Annotated in this window: 13 protein-coding genes; 5 read left to right on the top strand and 8 right to left on the bottom strand. The window is 44.7% G+C overall.

The features are described 5' to 3' along the window. Positions 1-90: 90 nt before the first annotated feature. The 7 genes from AC4MRV_RS05205 to AC4MRV_RS05175 form a co-directional block, all read right to left on the bottom strand. Entirely contained in the window at positions 91-3213 is a 3123-nt protein-coding gene (locus AC4MRV_RS05205; protein ID WP_491186364.1) for a TonB-dependent receptor, read from the bottom strand. Positions 3214-3285: 72 nt separating this feature from the next. Next, complete coding sequence (locus AC4MRV_RS05200; RefSeq protein WP_491186363.1) at positions 3286-4224, bottom strand: FecR domain-containing protein; 939 nt, start codon at positions 4222-4224, stop codon at positions 3286-3288. 3 nt (positions 4225-4227) lie between these two features. Beyond that, positions 4228-4743 carry a sigma-70 family RNA polymerase sigma factor gene (locus AC4MRV_RS05195; RefSeq protein WP_491186362.1) on the bottom strand — a complete coding sequence of 172 codons (516 nt, stop codon included), beginning with the start codon at positions 4741-4743 and terminating at the stop codon, positions 4228-4230. 238 nt (positions 4744-4981) lie between these two features. Further along, positions 4982-6751 (bottom strand): choice-of-anchor I family protein, encoded by a 1770-nt coding sequence (locus AC4MRV_RS05190; protein WP_491186361.1) that lies wholly within the window; start codon positions 6749-6751, stop codon positions 4982-4984. A 124-nt stretch (positions 6752-6875) separates the two neighbouring features. Then, positions 6876-7058, bottom strand: a complete 183-nt coding sequence (locus tag AC4MRV_RS05185; RefSeq protein WP_491186360.1) for a hypothetical protein — start codon at positions 7056-7058, stop codon at positions 6876-6878. 141 nt (positions 7059-7199) lie between these two features. After that, positions 7200-8903, bottom strand: coding sequence for an FAD-dependent oxidoreductase (locus AC4MRV_RS05180; RefSeq protein ID WP_491186359.1), 1704 nt, complete (start codon positions 8901-8903; stop codon positions 7200-7202). A 12-nt stretch (positions 8904-8915) separates the two neighbouring features. Next, complete coding sequence (locus AC4MRV_RS05175) at positions 8916-9101, bottom strand: YgaP family membrane protein (protein WP_491186358.1); 186 nt, start codon at positions 9099-9101, stop codon at positions 8916-8918. 168 nt (positions 9102-9269) lie between these two features. On the opposite strand from AC4MRV_RS05175, the gene AC4MRV_RS05170 reads away from it, so the two are divergent. Genes AC4MRV_RS05170 through AC4MRV_RS05150 form a run of 5 tightly spaced genes read left to right on the top strand, consistent with a single transcriptional unit; the run spans position 9270 to position 14875 of the window. Continuing rightward, positions 9270-9575 (top strand): metalloregulator ArsR/SmtB family transcription factor, encoded by a 306-nt coding sequence (locus tag AC4MRV_RS05170; protein WP_491186357.1) that lies wholly within the window; start codon positions 9270-9272, stop codon positions 9573-9575. A 12-nt stretch (positions 9576-9587) separates the two neighbouring features. After that, positions 9588-10013, top strand: a complete 426-nt coding sequence (locus tag AC4MRV_RS05165) for a YeeE/YedE family protein (RefSeq protein ID WP_491186356.1) — start codon at positions 9588-9590, stop codon at positions 10011-10013. A 14-nt stretch (positions 10014-10027) separates the two neighbouring features. Next, complete coding sequence (locus AC4MRV_RS05160; protein WP_491186355.1) at positions 10028-10516, top strand: DUF6691 family protein; 489 nt, start codon at positions 10028-10030, stop codon at positions 10514-10516. 1 nt (position 10517) lies between these two features. Then, the gene (locus tag AC4MRV_RS05155; RefSeq protein WP_491186354.1) at positions 10518-13823 is read left to right on the top strand and encodes an efflux RND transporter permease subunit; all 3306 of its coding nucleotides are present in this window, start codon (positions 10518-10520) and stop codon (positions 13821-13823) included. Next, positions 13820-14875 (top strand): efflux RND transporter periplasmic adaptor subunit, encoded by a 1056-nt coding sequence (locus AC4MRV_RS05150; RefSeq protein WP_491186353.1) that lies wholly within the window; start codon positions 13820-13822, stop codon positions 14873-14875. The genes AC4MRV_RS05155 and AC4MRV_RS05150 overlap by 4 nt, the downstream gene beginning before the upstream one ends. On the opposite strand, the gene AC4MRV_RS05145 is transcribed toward AC4MRV_RS05150, so the two are convergent. After that, the gene (locus tag AC4MRV_RS05145; protein WP_491186352.1) at positions 14867-15757 is read right to left on the bottom strand and encodes an endonuclease/exonuclease/phosphatase family protein; all 891 of its coding nucleotides are present in this window, start codon (positions 15755-15757) and stop codon (positions 14867-14869) included. The two genes, AC4MRV_RS05150 and AC4MRV_RS05145, sit on opposite strands and share 9 nt — an antisense overlap. Positions 15758-16019: the final 262 nt, after the last annotated feature.

The raw sequence follows: 16019 nt of genomic DNA, 5'->3' as shown, positions 1-16019 counted from the left end.
GGGCTTCTTGGGTTTCAACTCTTTTACCGAGCGAGACAGGCATTTCCGTAATATGAAGAATAAAAAACGCCTCAAATGAGACGTTTTTATTTAGAATCGACCGTTAAGTTTGATGGTAATTGTACGGCCAGGTGCAGGCATACCAGAGACCGAGCCCGCTTCAAGATAGTATACGTCGCTTAGGTTTCTTCCGATTAGCTCACCTGTTATCGAAGGGGTAAAAGCATATTTGACGTACGCATCGTAAGTGGTCACATCTGTACGTTTAATGACTTCGTCTTTATGGCTGCCTGATACGTAGTTGGTTCGAATGCCCGTTTCTAGATCTCGTTCAAAAAAGCGAGCTCCAATTAACATGCTTGCCGAATACTCAGGAGCAGCGTGTGCCGCGAGGTAGCTTGACTTACTAAATCCCCCGCGAGAACAGCGCTGATAAGAAGGTGTATCGCCCGCTCGAATGTCCTGCACGTAACCAACAGCGCCTGAGTGGCTGTCGCATACCTCGTTTCGGAAGTTATAAGCAAAGGAGCCGTCTGCAAAGTAGTCACTGTTATCAAAGCGCCCGTTTAACTCAATACCGCTCGTGCGTTGACTATCTAAGTTGGTAAAGGCGACAGCATCTCGCTGGCGATCCATCACGTTATCTATGGTTTGGTCAAAGTAGGTCACTCTGGTACTGGCGTTTTCAAAGTAGTGAATGTATGCCGTCTCGAACAGTTTTGCGCGCTCGGCTTCTAAAGGAGCACTGGCTGTGGGAACGCCACTAAAGCCACTTGTACTCTCAAATAGGCTAGGAAAGCGTAAAGTTTCTGTATACCGCGCGTAGACACGGCGGTCGTCATCAATCATCCAGGTCGCTGTTAATGAAGGCATCCAGCCGTTTCCGCTAGTTTTGTAGTCTGTATTGTAAGCGTCATCGTCTAGGTAGCTATTGGCTTTACAACTGCCTTCGATATAGTTTTCTTGTTTCATTGCGTTGTAACAGGCATTTTCTGCGACAGAAAGTTCGTTGTTTTGATCGGCTAACCATTGAGAAGTGTGATCGAGAATAAAGCTCGTGTTGTTGCTCGCCTCAGTGGTTGCTTGGGTTATCTTGTCAGCAAGAACTTGATCAAAGTTGGAAAGCTCATTTTGTCTTTCAGCAAGTTCTATTTGATGTTGTGCGGCTTGCTCAGGGAACTGGGCAATCAAATTTTGTAGGCGAAGGATTTCTTTATTGAGGTTGTTTGGCGTAAAACTCACGCGGACGTCATGTTCTGCGTTAGCGATATTCTGCGCTATTTCTTCTGGTGCGTAGTTTTCGCGCGTCTGGTAGCTAATTTCATAGCCTGCTGTTCTGACTTCTTTTAGGCTTGCAAAGTCGCCTGCATCAAGACGGTTTTCGATATAGTAATCTTCAGCGGTATAGGAGATGAAACGGATACCTGCATCGAAGATCAAAGAATCAGTCGCGCGCCACTCAATTTTCGCTGCCCCATTATACTCGTCTCGCTGACCAGTTCGCACAGCGCCACCATAGTAATCAATCATGTAGTCGAGGTCTTTTTTCGGCGTAAGTTCATGGCGTTGAAAACTGCCCGAAAGCGATAGGTCGATCGATTCACTCAATAGCATTTTATTATTAAAGTCGAATCCATAGCGCTGCTCTTCACGCTCAATGGTTGCAGTGTTAATTATGACATCAGGAGTCTCGCTACCAGACCAGGTAAAGTTTGGAAATCCATAACCCGTATTGCTTTTTCCTTCCGACTTAGTCAGCCAAAGGTTAGTGCTTAGATCTAGATACGGATTGGTTGGATTAGTACGAAATTTAAGGCTATAAGCTTGGATTCTGTTTGTCCCCAAGGGCCACTGGGCTAAGCCGTCACTATTACGATAGTCTGAGCGACTAGCGAGTATTTCACCGTGAGTACTATCCGTGTAACGCGCGCTGAACTGAAGCTTGTTGTAGTCATCAAAACTGAAAGTACTCTTGAACAAAATGGATTCCATTTCAGACGATGTATTTGGTACCTCGTGGCCAGGATAGTGGACTCTTGCCATATGTTCTGGCTCTAGCATAGGGTTTCGACCATCGACGAGATTGCCGTTGCCATCTTCATAAGCTTGATTGTAGAAATCTGACTTGCGAGTACCCGAGTAATAGTTACCTCGATCTCGATAGGCGTAGGCGGCTACCCATTCAAATCTCGGTTTTATACCGGCAAGAGCTAGGCGGTAGGCGATATCTTCTCCGCCAAAGGGATTATCGCTCTTATCATCCCGTGTATGAAAGCGTACTTCTGGGTCATCATAAAGAGGAACGCCGCCAATTGCCGAGTAGATCGGAACATCCTGCCAACGCTTTCCTGTGTGCAGACGTGCTTTGTTTGGCTCAACTGAATTACTGCTACTTTCTGCGACAAGTTCGATGCCAAAGGATTCGCCTTCTTCCACGATATCTTGTGGCTGCAAGGTGGTGACTTGAACTGCGCCACCAATTGATGTGTTAATGTCGGAGCTAAGCTGAGCACCTTTATAGACTTTCATGCTCCCGATTAAGTTTGGATCGATATAATTTCTGTTCGATGCGCCACGATAACCGTTGTAAACCGTAATTCCTTGCTCTGTACCATCAATCACAACGGGGACTCTGCCAAACCCTTGAACGCCGCGGATGTTCGGGTCGATACTGCCGCCGCCATTGCGTGACTCACCACTGTGTACATTTGCAACACCGGTGAACAGGTCTGCGGCGTTGGTTCCTTTGAATCGCTCTATATCCTGTTTACCGATATAAGCAGTTGCAGTGTCTTGATCGTAAACGTCTTGGGTACCATTAACATCGCGTAAGTAACCATTTTCAAAGCTGGTGGTTACCTGAATGGCATCTAATGTTAAGCCATCGCCAATGGGCGACAAAAAGTAGACCCCATCAGCTTGTTTTTCGGCGACCAAGCCTGTGTTATTCAAAAGTTGACTAAACGCCTGAGTAGGTTTGTATTCTCCTTGTAAGCCTTGGCTATAGAGTTCAGAAGAAAGTGAGGAGTCGAGATAATACTCAACCCCAGATTCTAGAGCGAATTGATTAAGGACACTATCGAGTGTACCTGGTGGGATGCTGTATTGTTGGCTGCCTGTTGCATGGGCAGAGTAGGGAAGCAATGCTGCAGATATCCCTAAGTTGGCTTTGATAAGTAGAGTTAGCCACTGACGTCGATGATTATACTTCACCGTTTTTTCCTTTTCGGTATCAATTCTCACTGACTACTACACCGAACGAGAAGGTGAAGTCCGTAAAAGGATTTAAGTTTTCGCTTTGACAGTGACCCATAATGGGGTTCGGTAATGCAATTCGATTGGCAATATTTGACTGATGTTATATAGCGTACGGTCGACATCTTGCGTAGAAAAGACCCCGGTTAAACGCAGATCTTTTAACTCAGGGTCAATATTGAGTACGCCTTTACGGTACCTTGATAACTCTTTAATAAATAAAGTGAGCGGTGTGCCTTGCGCTTCGATCTTTTGCTCTAACCACAGTGCGTCTTGGCTAGTATTGTCCTTGATATTGGCGACAGATCTGCGGTCAAAGTGAGTATATTGACCAGCGAAAAGGTGTGGAGATCCCAAGCCAAGTAAAGGTTGGAGTTCAACTTCACCTTCATAAACGCAGACTTGGGTTGAAGATTCCAATTCACGAACGGAAAAACGTGTGCCGATAGGCCTAACACGACCTTGCGATGTCGTCACATTAAGCGGTGTTCTGTGTTGGGAGTTGGAGATAAGGATCTCACCTTGAGCTAAGTAAAGTTCACGCTGTTCATGTTTAAAGTTAATGAATACTTTTGAGTTAGTATTCATCGTGATTTCCGTCCCGTCAGTCAGTGTTAATGCCTTCATTTGACCAACAGACGTAGCGTAGCTTTGGCCATCTGGAGTTGGGCGATAACTCGATAAACCAAGGCCAAGTGAAGCAAAGGTAACGCCTCCTAGCATCAGTAGTTGCCTACGGCGAATACCTTGCTGATTGGGGGACAATACACGCCGGCTAATATTACTTTGTGGAACTCTGGCAAACTTTTGCTGAATCATCTCAAGCTTTTCCCACGCTTGGGCGTTTTCAGGATTTGCCCCTTTCCAGCAATGAAAAGCGTCTCGATCTTGCTGAGTTACATCATCAGCCCATAGCCGCGCCATCCAAATTGACGCCTGTTCGATCGCATCGCGAGAGAGAGGATCCATGGACTAATTCTCCTCCAACACAGCGAGCATACAGCCTTGAAGTGCCTTAGCGACGTATTTCTCAACGGATGATACTGATACGCCAAGCTCCGCAGCAATCTCTTTGTAGCTCTTACCTTCCAACTGTCTCATCAAAAGTGCTTGGCGTGCTTTAACGGGTAATTTTTGCAGTAGGGTATCAATTTCAACCAGCGCCTCGACGATGAGGGTGTGCTCCTCTGGTGACCCTGTCACTTGAATTGGATCCTGTTCGATTAACTCTAAATAGGCTGCTTCGACGCGGCGTCGGCGGTACAAATCAATCACTAGCCCTTTTGCGATGTGGGTTAGGTATCTACGTGAATCTTTGTACTCTGGTAACTTACCTTTAGTGAGTAATCTGAGATAAGTATCTTGAACTAAGTCCGCTGTTGCATCAGGGCAACCAAGGCGACGTTTAATAAATACCGAAAGCCAGCTATGGTGTTCTTGATACATGTGATCGATTCTCGCCATATGTGCTTGACTGGTAAACGCCATTGCCTGTTACTCCATTGTGAAATAATGCTAATGATAATAATTATCATTAAGGTGAGTTGGGCAATATATCAGATTTATAAATATGTGCTATAAGAATTTTTATAAATTTAACAATTGGTGATTACACAAGCAGAATTGGACCAAAGGAATAGCATGTTTTATAGGTATTACAGGTGCTTAGGAGGAAGATAGCAATCAAAAGTGTTCCAATGACACTCTTGATTGCTGGGCATTAGAATTACAAATCTATTCGATAAAGTGTTGTTGTCCCACTGACCTCATTACCTACCGCAAGTAGATGCTGACCGTTGCGAGTAAAGTAGTGGATGGACTCCGGGCCGAGATCTCCAGCTTTTGGATTGTAACGGCCATTCGCACATTCTCCGTCCTCGATTTGAGTACATACAGGCTGAGTAAAGTCGCGATTATTGCTGTAGTGTAGGAACATAGCATCGGTTGGGTTGGAGATATCGTAGATCATCACTCCGCCTTGTCGCTCTAAGCCAATAAAGGCGTACTGACGTCCATTGATGGTCGCGACTTCAATTGCTTCAGGCTCGACTCCTTTATCGTCGCTTCGGTCATCTGCGCTCTGGTTACTGTCGTTACTGCTGTTGAGATAAAGGGGATGCTGCCCGTATACGATTTGAGCAAACTGGTCTCCGCTGTCAAAGACTTGTTCACCGTTAGCATTCCAAATGGAAAAAGAGCGCGAACCGAAAGATTCAATGCTTGAGTTTGACTGTAAGTCTTCATTTGGGGCGATGACTTTTAGTCGTCCTAGCTTCTTCTTGTCTTCTAAAGCGTCGTGTAGAGGGTGTGCGCGTGGCACATCGAGTTTCTTACCTCTCAACTCATCACTGTATGCAATGCAGAAGCCTTGCTTGGAGTCGTATTTGTCCGTTGCTGAATAGTCATCTTCATCCCAATCAAATCCTCTCTTATCGCATTGTGCTTGAGTCGTCTTAAAGCCGTATTCGCGACCATCGCCTTCGTTTGCAGATACGATGAATGTCTCGCCATCGACTTGGTAAGTATCAATTGAATCTGGCATGTATAAGCCTACCAACATATCGTAGCTGGTAAAGTTTCCGATTAGGTTATCTTTGTTTGAGGCGTCAAGCTGAGCGTTACCCCAGCGCTTATAGCCTAGTGGCAAGATGGCATCGACGCGCTGACTGGCGATATCAATTTTAGCCAATGCATTGTTTTCTTGCAGGGCGACAAATAGCTTGCCATTTTCGTCGAAGGCAAGGTATTCGGGCTCAAGGTCTTGGGCGACGGTTGCATTAGGTGCCGAAATTCTCACTTGCTCTGAAAGTTCGTTGTTTCGCGTATTACCAACGTTAAATTCTTTAAAGCTGATTTGAGACACTTTTGCTTGTTTGACGCCAGGAGCTAAGTCGATAAGGGTGACGGATCCTTCCGGATCGTTTGAGTAGTCACTGTTTGGTTCACCTTCATTTGCTGTAGCGATGTAGCGACCATCTGGCGAGAAAGACACCATATCAGGCAGTGCGCCAGTCGGATAAGTAGCGAGTAGGCTGAGATTGTCTGATTGGTAAATTGCGACAATACCATCAAGCTGTTTATTCTTATTTTCTATAGCAACGGCCACGAGACCATTGTATGTAGCTACGCTGTTAGCAGCACCTATCTCTATCTGCGCATTTTGCTTAGCTTTATCTAGGTTAAGTGTGGCTTTATGCGCAGGTCTATTATCTTTATCGAGGCTAAGTACATCGATACTTTGGTTTTGTGCGTTTACAACGAACAATTGGTCACGACATACATCGTAATGAACGATTTCCGCAGCAGAGCTGTCGAATGGGCTGTCTGACACAAAGCTACCGAGTAAAGTAAGACCAGAAATTGAGCTTTGTTCTTCTGGCAATGAAGCTGGCGATAAACATGTCGCGACATCGATGGTGTTGGTTGACGAACTACAACCGACAAGTGCAGCAAGTGAAATAGAAATTGGTAGCGCGAGTTGTGATGGGTTGAACAAAATAAATCCTCCATGAATAGTTGAGCGAATTCTATGGAGGAGATGTGAAATTGAGATTGGTTTTTTATAACAATTTGATTACAGGTGTTTATAAAAAGGGAGGTAAATAGTCGGGCCCGTAATCCTAAAATTGATCGGTGATTAGCTGAATCAGTTCACTTTCTGTTTCAGGAGTACGTGACAATTCAAGGCTGCATTCAGCGCCACCTTTCAACATGTAAGCTGTAGAGGTGCAATGATCGTGATGAAACCATTTCCCATTAATGCATACATCGGTGTAGCAGCGAGAGTCTTTTTTTAGCTCCATTTGTTTCTTCCTTGTTAACGCTTGGTTGTATTTTTAACATAGCCATACTTTTGGTAAGGAAAAATGACATAGATCAATTTAATGCCAAAAAATGGGGCACAATGGACCCCAAGAAGTAGCGCAGTGTTTTGTAGGAATGTTTTATGCGTTTGCGAACTTATACGTACGATAGCCACCGATCAGATTACGTGCTTTAAAACCATTGTTCACAAGTTGTCGATAGGCAACGTTGCCACGCAGGCCAACTTGACAGTAGATAATGATCTCTTTGTCTTTGGGTAGTTCGTTCATGCGCTGACGGAGCTGGTCGACAGGTATGTTTATCGCGCCATCAAGATAACCAACAGCCTGTAATTCACCCGGATTACGAACATCCAATAACAGCTGATGATCGCCTATTTGATCAATTTGATCGAAATGGATTGGAGTGGCATCGCCTTTCATGATGTTGCTTGCAACAAAGGCTGCTTGGTTGATGACATCTTTGGCACTGCCATATGGCGGCGCGTAAGTGAGTTCTAAGTGTTGAAGCTGCTCGACTGTCATGCCCGCTCTTTGGGCAACTGCCATCACATCAATGCGTTTATCGACACCATCTTTACCGACCGCTTGCGCACCGAAGATCTTGCCTGTTGTTGGGTCAAACAGCATTTTAAATGAAACAATTTCTGCACCAGGGTAGTAGCTTGCATGACTTGCCGTATGAACGTAGACCTTTTCGTAATTGGTGCCATCGCGCTTAAGTTGCTTTTCATTTTTACCAGTCGAAGCGACAGCTAGGTCAAAAATCTTACATATGGCAGTGCCTTGTGTACCTTGATAGGTTTCATTGCGTCCTAGCATGTTATCAGCAGCCATACGACCTTGACGATTGGCAGGGCCTGCTAACGGTACCAGCGTTTGAGCGCTTGTAATAAAGTCTTTGTCTTCAACGGCGTCTCCGACCGCGTAGATGCTAGGATCGCTGGTCTGCATCATTTCATTGGTGTAGATACCACCTAACTCACCAATCTGAAGGCCGGCTTGCTGCGCGAGTTTGGTTTCTGGGCGAACACCAATGGCCATGACTAGAACTTCTGTATCAAGTGTATCGCCATTGTTCAACGTAAGCTTCAGCGAACCTTGTAAGTGTTGATCTTGGTCGCTTTCGCCAGACTCGCAACTCGCAATGTGATCATTGGCTATGTACTCGATTGACTCTAGGGCAACACCAAGCTGGAGATCAACGCCTTTTTGTCGAATTTCGGCGTGAGCAAACCCTGCCATTTCTCTGTCTACTGGCGTCATGACTTGATCTGCCATCTCAATCAGTGTGGTTTTAATTCCCAACTGGTGGAAGGCTTCCATCATCTCCAGGCCGATGAATCCGCCACCAACAACCGTTGCATGTTTCGGTTTATTCATGTGAATCGTGTTTATGATTCGATCCATATCAGGAATGTTACGCAATGAATGGGTTAATGGATTATCGATTCCAGAAATAGGAGGGACAACTGGAGCGGCCCCTGGGCTTAGCAAGAGGAAGTCGTATGACTCATGGTATTCACTTCCATCTAGCAAATTTTTTACCGTCACCGTTTTGCTTTGTCTGTTAATTGAAACAACTTCATTCATTACTCGAACGTCGACGTTAAATCGCGCTAAGAAACTTTCTGGAGTTTGGAGTAGCAACTTACTGCGGTCTTGGATGTCTCCGCCTATATGATAAGGCAATCCGCAGTTTGCGAATGAAACAAACTCTCCACGCTCAAACATGATTATTTGAGCGTCTTCACTTAGACGTCGAGCACGAGCGGCAGCAGATGCTCCACCAGCAACACCACCAACGATAACGATTTTAGTCATTGAAAACTCCAATTATTTAAAGCCTAACTTTTTAAAGAAAAGCGCAGCAGGGCAGAAGCCAGTAAATGCACTTTGGATCAGGTTAACGCCAATGAACACTGTGAACCAAACGAACCCAGTATGCACGAAGAGTGTTAATACTACAGAGAGTAAAACCATAACTCCCGCGAAGACACGGACTGCATTTTCCAAAGACATATCTAATTCCTTGTCGCTTATCCATCAATCTGATAAAACTATAATTAGCTAATTTAGAAAAGTCTAATGTTAATTTATCTAATTTCAAGTTTTCTAAATTAGTGTTGACTAAAGTAACTTGTTTAGTAACATCTAAATTAGGGTTTATTGATTTGGTGTTGAGACGTTATGGATCTAGTAGAAATGCAGAGCAATGCGACAGAAGCTGCAGACCTTTTAAAAATTATGGCGCATCCAGATCGCCTTATGGTGCTTTGCCAGTTGACTCAAGGTGAAGTTGGGGTTGGGGCATTGCAAGCAGGTTCCAATCTGAGCCAATCGGCTTTTTCCCAACATTTAACCGTGTTACGAAAGCACGATCTAATTCGTGCAAGAAAAGAATCTCAGCAAGTATTTTACTCATTGTCAGACCCAAGAGTTGAAGCGCTGATTCAGAGCTTACATACCGTGTTTTGCGGCGTAAAAAGTAATTAGTAGGAGGATAAAATGTTATCAAGCATTCCTTGGGATTCGTTGTGGGGCGGAGTTCTATTAGGGGTTTCCGCGTCGATGTTGTTGCTAATGAATGGAAAAATAGCGGGCATTAGTGGAATCCTTAACGGTCTACTTTCTCCCCAAAAAAGTGACTACTCGTGGCGCTTGCTTTTTGTTATTGGCATGGTTTCAGGCGGTGTGCTCAGCATTTTGTTTCTAGGTGTTGATGTTCCAGACGTTTCTAGTACGTCTCTTCCTCTCTTAATTATCGCGGGAACACTTGTCGGTTTTGGTACGCGTTTAGGTAATGGTTGTACGAGTGGCCACGGAATTTGCGGCATCGGGCGTTTATCAAAACGTTCGATTATCGCTACTTGTGTATTTATGTTTGTCGCCGCACTTACCGTTTATGTGCGTCTACACTTTATCGGGTCGTAAATGGGTAGATAGAAGTGAATAGTTTTATTTTTCGTTTTTCTTCACTGGTTTCTGGAATTTTGTTTGGTTTGGGAATGGCAGTGTCAGGAATGATAGAGCCAGAAAAAGTGATTGGTTTTCTCGATATTGCAGGAGATTGGGATGCAAGCCTAGCGTTTGTAATGGGAGGTGCATTAGCTGTTTTTGTTCCTTTCTATAAATTTGTGATTAAGCCAAGGAAGCGAGCTCTGTCAGGAAATGAGATGTGCATACCAGAACAAACAAAAGTGGACAGTAAACTTGTGTCAGGCTCTGCGTTGTTTGGTTTGGGGTGGGGAATAGCTGGGATCTGCCCAGGCCCGGCTGTGACGAGTTTAGCTCTGGGCAATATTAGTATTGTGCTGTTCTTTGTCGCCATGTTAGTTGGTTCGCTTATGGCACAGTTTCTCTTTTCAAAAGCAGACAAAACTTCACAGCTGCAGAGAAAATCGGTTAAACACATTTTTCCATTTGTATGGAGGTAACATGGAGTTACATCAACAACAGGGAAGTTTTATCCAGCGAGTGATGTCAAGTTACTTCCCTCCTATTCTGATCATCCTAATGGTTGCCGTTGGGGCCGCTGCGTTGTGGTTGACACCCAAAGAAGAAGATCCACAAATTGTTGTGCCAATGGCAGACGTTTTAGTGTCTGCCCCTGGTTTACGAGCCTCGCAAGTGGAAAAGCAGGTCACAGAACCACTAGAGAAGCTCCTTAGTCAAATCGATGGCGTGGAATATGTCTACTCATCGTCTATGGAAGGCGCAGCACAAGTTATCGTCCGTTTTTATGTTGGTGAGCCGCGTGAAGACGCTTTAGTAAAACTGTATAACAAGCTTTATTCTAATCAAGACAAGATACCCCCAGCTGTAGAAAACTGGTTAGTTAAGCCTATTGAGATTGACGATGTTCCAATTGTGGTCGCTGCTTTATATAGCACAGACAGTAAGCAGGTTGATCGTCACCAATTAAAACGAATCGCAGACCAGGCAACTCTTGGCATTAAAGCGTTAAATGATACTAACTCCGTCGAAGTGATTGGCGGCGAATCAAGAGTAGTAAATATCCAGCTTGACTCAGTGGCGATGGCTAATTTTAAAGTGTCGATCGATGATTTAAGACATGCAATCACCTTGTCACACACAAAGCAAAGCGCTGGTGATATCCAGTTTGGAGGTAACCATTTTCGCGTTGAATCTGGTAACTTACTTTCGGACGTTAGCCAGGTAAAAAATCTGGTGGTAAGTGTGGTTAATGGTAAGCCCGTTTACTTGCAAGACGTTGCTAATGTCACAGATGAGCCAAGTGAAGCGGTTAACGATACTTGGATTCGACAAGCAGCCACGGGTGAAGAACATCAGGCTGTGTTTATCTCTGTTGCTAAGCAAAAGGGATCCAATGCTGTAGATGTCGCTAATGATGTTCTGCAAAAACTCATGCTCCTCAAACAAACGCAGTTTCCACAATCCGTAGAAATAGAGATCATACGTAATTATGGTCAAACGGCTGATGACAAAGTCTCCAACCTTATTTCCAGCCTTGGTATATCAATATTAACAGTCGTCGTTTTTGTCGGCTTGTTTCTAAACTGGCGCAGTGCTCTAGTCGTGGCGATCGCTATACCAATAAGCTATGGCGCAGCACTAGGTATGGATTTACTGTTTGGCTATTCAATTAACCGCGTGACACTGTTTGCTCTTATCCTCGCCTTGGGTTTGATTGTTGATGACCCTATCGCCAGCATAGATAACATTGAACGCTATCTAAAACGAAAAGATCTGAGTCGCACGAAAGCAATAGTGTATGCAATGGCAGAGATTCGCAGTGCCCTGTTGATGTCCACGGTCGCTATCGTTATCGTCTTTTTACCTATGTTTTTCATCACAGGTATGATGGGGCCGTACATGGGGCCACTCGCATTTAACGTACCTGTAAGTGTGATTTTCAGTACACTCGTCGCGTTTTTGATTACCCCTTGGCTCGCACAGAAAATTTTAGTCGCTGCGAAAGATCGAGGGGACTATGAGATTGAATCAACAGTGTTGTACAAGCTGTATCGAAAACTGCTATTACCGCTTTTACGCAGTCGTACCAAAGCTTGGGCATTTCTTGGCGTAGTCGCGTTACTTTTTGTTTTGGCCGCACTGCTTCCAGCTCTTAGGTTGGTTCCGTTAAAACTCTTACCTTACGATAACAAAAGTGAGTTTCAGATAGTCGTAAACATGCCTGAAACCAGTAGTTTCGTAGACACTTCAAATGCCCTAAGACGCTTTAGCGATTATTTAATTGATGTGCCTGAAGTGGTGTCGATTTCTGGTTTCTCGGGCATTGCGTCACCGATGGATTTCAATGGCATGGTGCGCCACTACTTTATGCGCAATGATCCTCACCAAGGAGAGCTTAGGGTTGTTTTGGCTGATAAATCCAAACGTCAGATGCAATCCCATGAAATCGTAACCCGCTTACGGGGTGATCTCGAAGAGATTGCCGAGCGCTATGGTGCCGATGTTCAAATTGTTGAGGTGCCACCGGGGCCACCAGTTATTGCAACCATCACAGCTGAGGTGTATGGGACTCCTACAATGAGTTATGACGCAGTACAAGAACAAGCCCACATTGTTGCCAATAGACTAAGCCGAGAGCCTTTTGTCACAGAGGTTGATACTAGTACACCGGGGCAACAGGAGATCTGGCAGTTTGTGGTTGACCAAGAGAAAGCAGCGCTTTCCGGTGTTTCAGTACGTGATATCAATACGACGCTTCAAGCAGCAAATGATGGCATTGTAATAGGATATCTAGAGACACAGAGAGAAATAGAGCCTCTACCGATAGAAATACGGCTACCAGTTAAACAGCGAGATCAGTTAGACGCATTGTTACAGTTGTATGTTCGTGGTCAAGGTGGTGTGGTCAAGCAAGTACAAAATGGATCGTTAGTCGACGCCCCTCAGCCTTTGGTTCAACTTAGTGAAGTGGGGGCTTTCGTTAAACGAGCGGTCGATAAACCGATTTACCACAAAAATCTAAAACCTGTTGTTTATGTTTATGCGGAGTCTGTTGGTCGTGTTCCTGGGGAAATAATTGCCGATGTTCTTGCAGACAAAGATACAAACGGTAGTGAAACAAAATCCTGGGAAAGCAGAACTTATTTAAACAATGGCGGCGGTGATGCTTGGCAAGTCGCAGAGGGCATTGATGTAGTTTGGAGCGGTGAAGGTGAGTGGAAAATTACCGTTGATGTATTCCGCGATCTCGGTATTGCTTATGGCGCAGCATTATTGGGTGTATTTACCGTAATGCTGATTCAAACTGGGTTACCTGCTGTATCGGGGATCATCATGCTGGCGATACCGTTGACCGTTATCGGCATAATGCCCGGCTTCTGGCTTCTAAATGTAATAAGCAATGACATTAATCATTACCCTAATCCCGCTTTGTTCACTGCGACAGCGATGATTGGCATGATTGCCCTAGCGGGTATTGTCGTGCGCAACTCGCTAGTATTAATTGAGTTTATTCAACAGTCACTAAACGCTGGCCATAATCTACAGGATGCGCTAATCCAATCAGGTGCCGTGCGGATGAGACCAATTTTACTCACAGCAGGGACAACCTTACTGGGTAATATTGTTATAACCCTTGATCCTATTTTTAATGGCTTAGCTTGGGCGATCATCTTTGGCATTACTGCTTCGACTATTTTTACCTTACTCGTTGTACCCGTGGTCTATAACCTTGCATACCAAAATCAGCCGGGCCATGGATTGCCTGTGAAGGAGGACGAACTATGAAACTCAATAATCGATGGTTAGGGACTGGCTTGTTTGCCGTGCTCGCACTTCTTTTTTACTACATGGCGGATGGGTTCAGCGAAAAACTTCCGACGGAACATAAAGTGATACAAGAAAGTATCGCAGAGTACGAAACGATAACTTTGGTAGCGCGGGACGTTGAGTTAGAACGTCAATTCCCAGGTGTGATTGTTGCTGAGCAGAAAGCCAATATTTCTGCTCGATTGACGGCGAATGTCGCTGATGTGTTGGTTGATGTGGGTGACAGTGTCAACAAAGGGGATGTGCTGCTTAGACTCGATAGTGGCGATCTTGATGCACGCGTAACCCAAACAGAGCAAGCGCTCTCTTCTACCCAAGCTCAATTAAACAATGCTCGTAAAGAGTACGCTAGGGTGAAAGAGTTAGTGACCAAAAAGCTTGTTCCTCAGTCTCAGTTTGATAGTGCGACCAAAGAGCTGCAGACTGCGCAGGCCAATTTTAATCAGGCACAAGCGGCTGTACGTGAGGCAGAGACGATGTTTGGGTACAGCATTATCACTGCGCCATTTGATGGTGTCGTGACATTTAAATCGGTAAATGAGGGAGATACTGCGACGCCGGGCGGAAAGCTTCTTAGCTTATACAATCCTGAATCACTTCAAATTGAAGTCAATGTGTCGGAGTCGGTGATGCCATATCTAGGACTCGGTAGCCAAACTACGATCAGCTTTCCTACATATAAGCGTACAACCAAAGGACAAGTCGTTGAGATCGCGCCAGCAGCCGATGCGGGATCTCGCAGTTACATGGTGAAACTTACTTTTAAAAGTCAGGATGTGTTGTATCCGGGGACTTACGCTAAAGTTATGATTCCTCTTGAAGGTGAGCAAGGGCTTTATGTACCAGAGGAAGCTGTGTATCAAGTTGGTCAGCTCGATTACGTTAAAGTGATTGAAGATGGTAAATTGGAAACGCGTTTAGTCCAGTTAGGTAGTGAAGGACGGGTCAGAAAAGGCTTAGTCGCCGGGGATTCGGTGGTACTGAATCCCCGGCTACGACCATCAATGTAATGTTGTGCTGATAGGGCAGTGATCACTCAGTGTATAGTGAAGGACGTCTTTTGTTTCGAAAACCGTTTGTTTTGGTTTACTAAGGTCTATTTGTTCGCTAACAATCACATGGTCGATGAGAGAGCGGAAGCGGTGTGTTTTGTTGGGATTGTTACGCGATCTCACCTTACACTCCGCTTTAGTTTTGCGAGTCGCTAAAACAGCACTTGTTTTGTTGGCAATCGATTTCCACAACCAATCCTTTTCATAGCCTAGATTATGGTTGAAATCGCCAAGGATAATGTAGTCTTGCTTGCCTTGTTCACGTTGTTGCATCCAGTTGTTGAGTTCGACACCTTGCTGTTTCAGTATTTTACAGTCTCGGGTGGATTTAAACGCGCCAGAGCAGCGGGCCTTAAGGTGTACAGACAGCATATGAATAGGTTTACGACCGATTGGTTTTAACACTACATAGGTGGCGAAACGTAATTTACTGCTTCTGCTTGTGTCGAGTACCAAGTCGCGCTGATTGATCAACTCAATGCCGCTTCGTACTGCAAACCCAGTGTATTGGTTAATCTCCTCAAATTGATGATGGCGGTTGCTTGGTTGGGAGCGATCTGAAAAGTAAATCTTGTAGTCATTGCCTATCACTTTCATCAGCGCTTTCTTGTCATTCACCTCTTGGAAAGCGAGCACGTCAGTCCCCATCACTGCAAAGTAATTAGATAGCGTAGCGTAATCCTCAGGAGCACGATGTGATTGGGGAAACTTATCTGACGGAGAAGAACTTAACCATTCGATGTTCCATGTGGACAGGTTGAGACTTTTTTCAGCAGACGCGGAAAAGCAAATTGGCAACAGTAAAGTGACCAAAAAAGAGCGAAGTTTAGTGTGTGTCATACTCTAACATTCATAAAATGGATTACAGCCTTTATCCTATAAGACGTTAAAAAAAATCAAGCGGAATTGTCGTCATTTTTGCAATTTTCATGGTTTTCTTCCAGCCTGAGATCGGTGCCACTAAGATCGCGTTGATCTTAATCTACGGCCTATTTTTATTGATCGAAATCAATACTTTTGATCGGTTCATCCCGTTAAATACGCCACAACATCTTGTGTTAGCTCAATAATAAATCGCCCATATAGTGTATTTGTGGATAAC

The organism is Vibrio sp., from assembly GCF_984391705.1.
The sequence above is the reverse complement of the archived record's forward strand: the minus strand, read 5'-3'. Positions and strand labels throughout refer to the sequence as shown.

Bases quoted from the DNA above. Each gene is read 5' to 3' on its own strand.
- AC4MRV_RS05165 (WP_491186356.1), top strand. From the start codon at position 9,588: ATGTTATCAAGCATTCCTTGGGATTCGTTGTGGGGCGGAGTTCTATTA.
- AC4MRV_RS05170 (WP_491186357.1), top strand. From the start codon at position 9,270: ATGGATCTAGTAGAAATGCAGAGCAATGCGACAGAAGCTGCAGACCTT.
- AC4MRV_RS05180 (WP_491186359.1), bottom strand. From the start codon at position 8,903: ATGACTAAAATCGTTATCGTTGGTGGTGTTGCTGGTGGAGCATCTGCT.
- AC4MRV_RS05155 (WP_491186354.1), top strand. From the start codon at position 10,518: ATGGAGTTACATCAACAACAGGGAAGTTTTATCCAGCGAGTGATGTCA.
- AC4MRV_RS05185 (WP_491186360.1), bottom strand. From the start codon at position 7,058: ATGGAGCTAAAAAAAGACTCTCGCTGCTACACCGATGTATGCATTAAT.
- AC4MRV_RS05145 (WP_491186352.1), bottom strand. From the start codon at position 15,757: ATGACACACACTAAACTTCGCTCTTTTTTGGTCACTTTACTGTTGCCA.
- AC4MRV_RS05200 (WP_491186363.1), bottom strand. From the start codon at position 4,224: ATGGATCCTCTCTCTCGCGATGCGATCGAACAGGCGTCAATTTGGATG.
- AC4MRV_RS05175 (WP_491186358.1), bottom strand. From the start codon at position 9,101: ATGTCTTTGGAAAATGCAGTCCGTGTCTTCGCGGGAGTTATGGTTTTA.
- AC4MRV_RS05195 (WP_491186362.1), bottom strand. From the start codon at position 4,743: ATGGCGTTTACCAGTCAAGCACATATGGCGAGAATCGATCACATGTAT.
- AC4MRV_RS05150 (WP_491186353.1), top strand. From the start codon at position 13,820: ATGAAACTCAATAATCGATGGTTAGGGACTGGCTTGTTTGCCGTGCTC.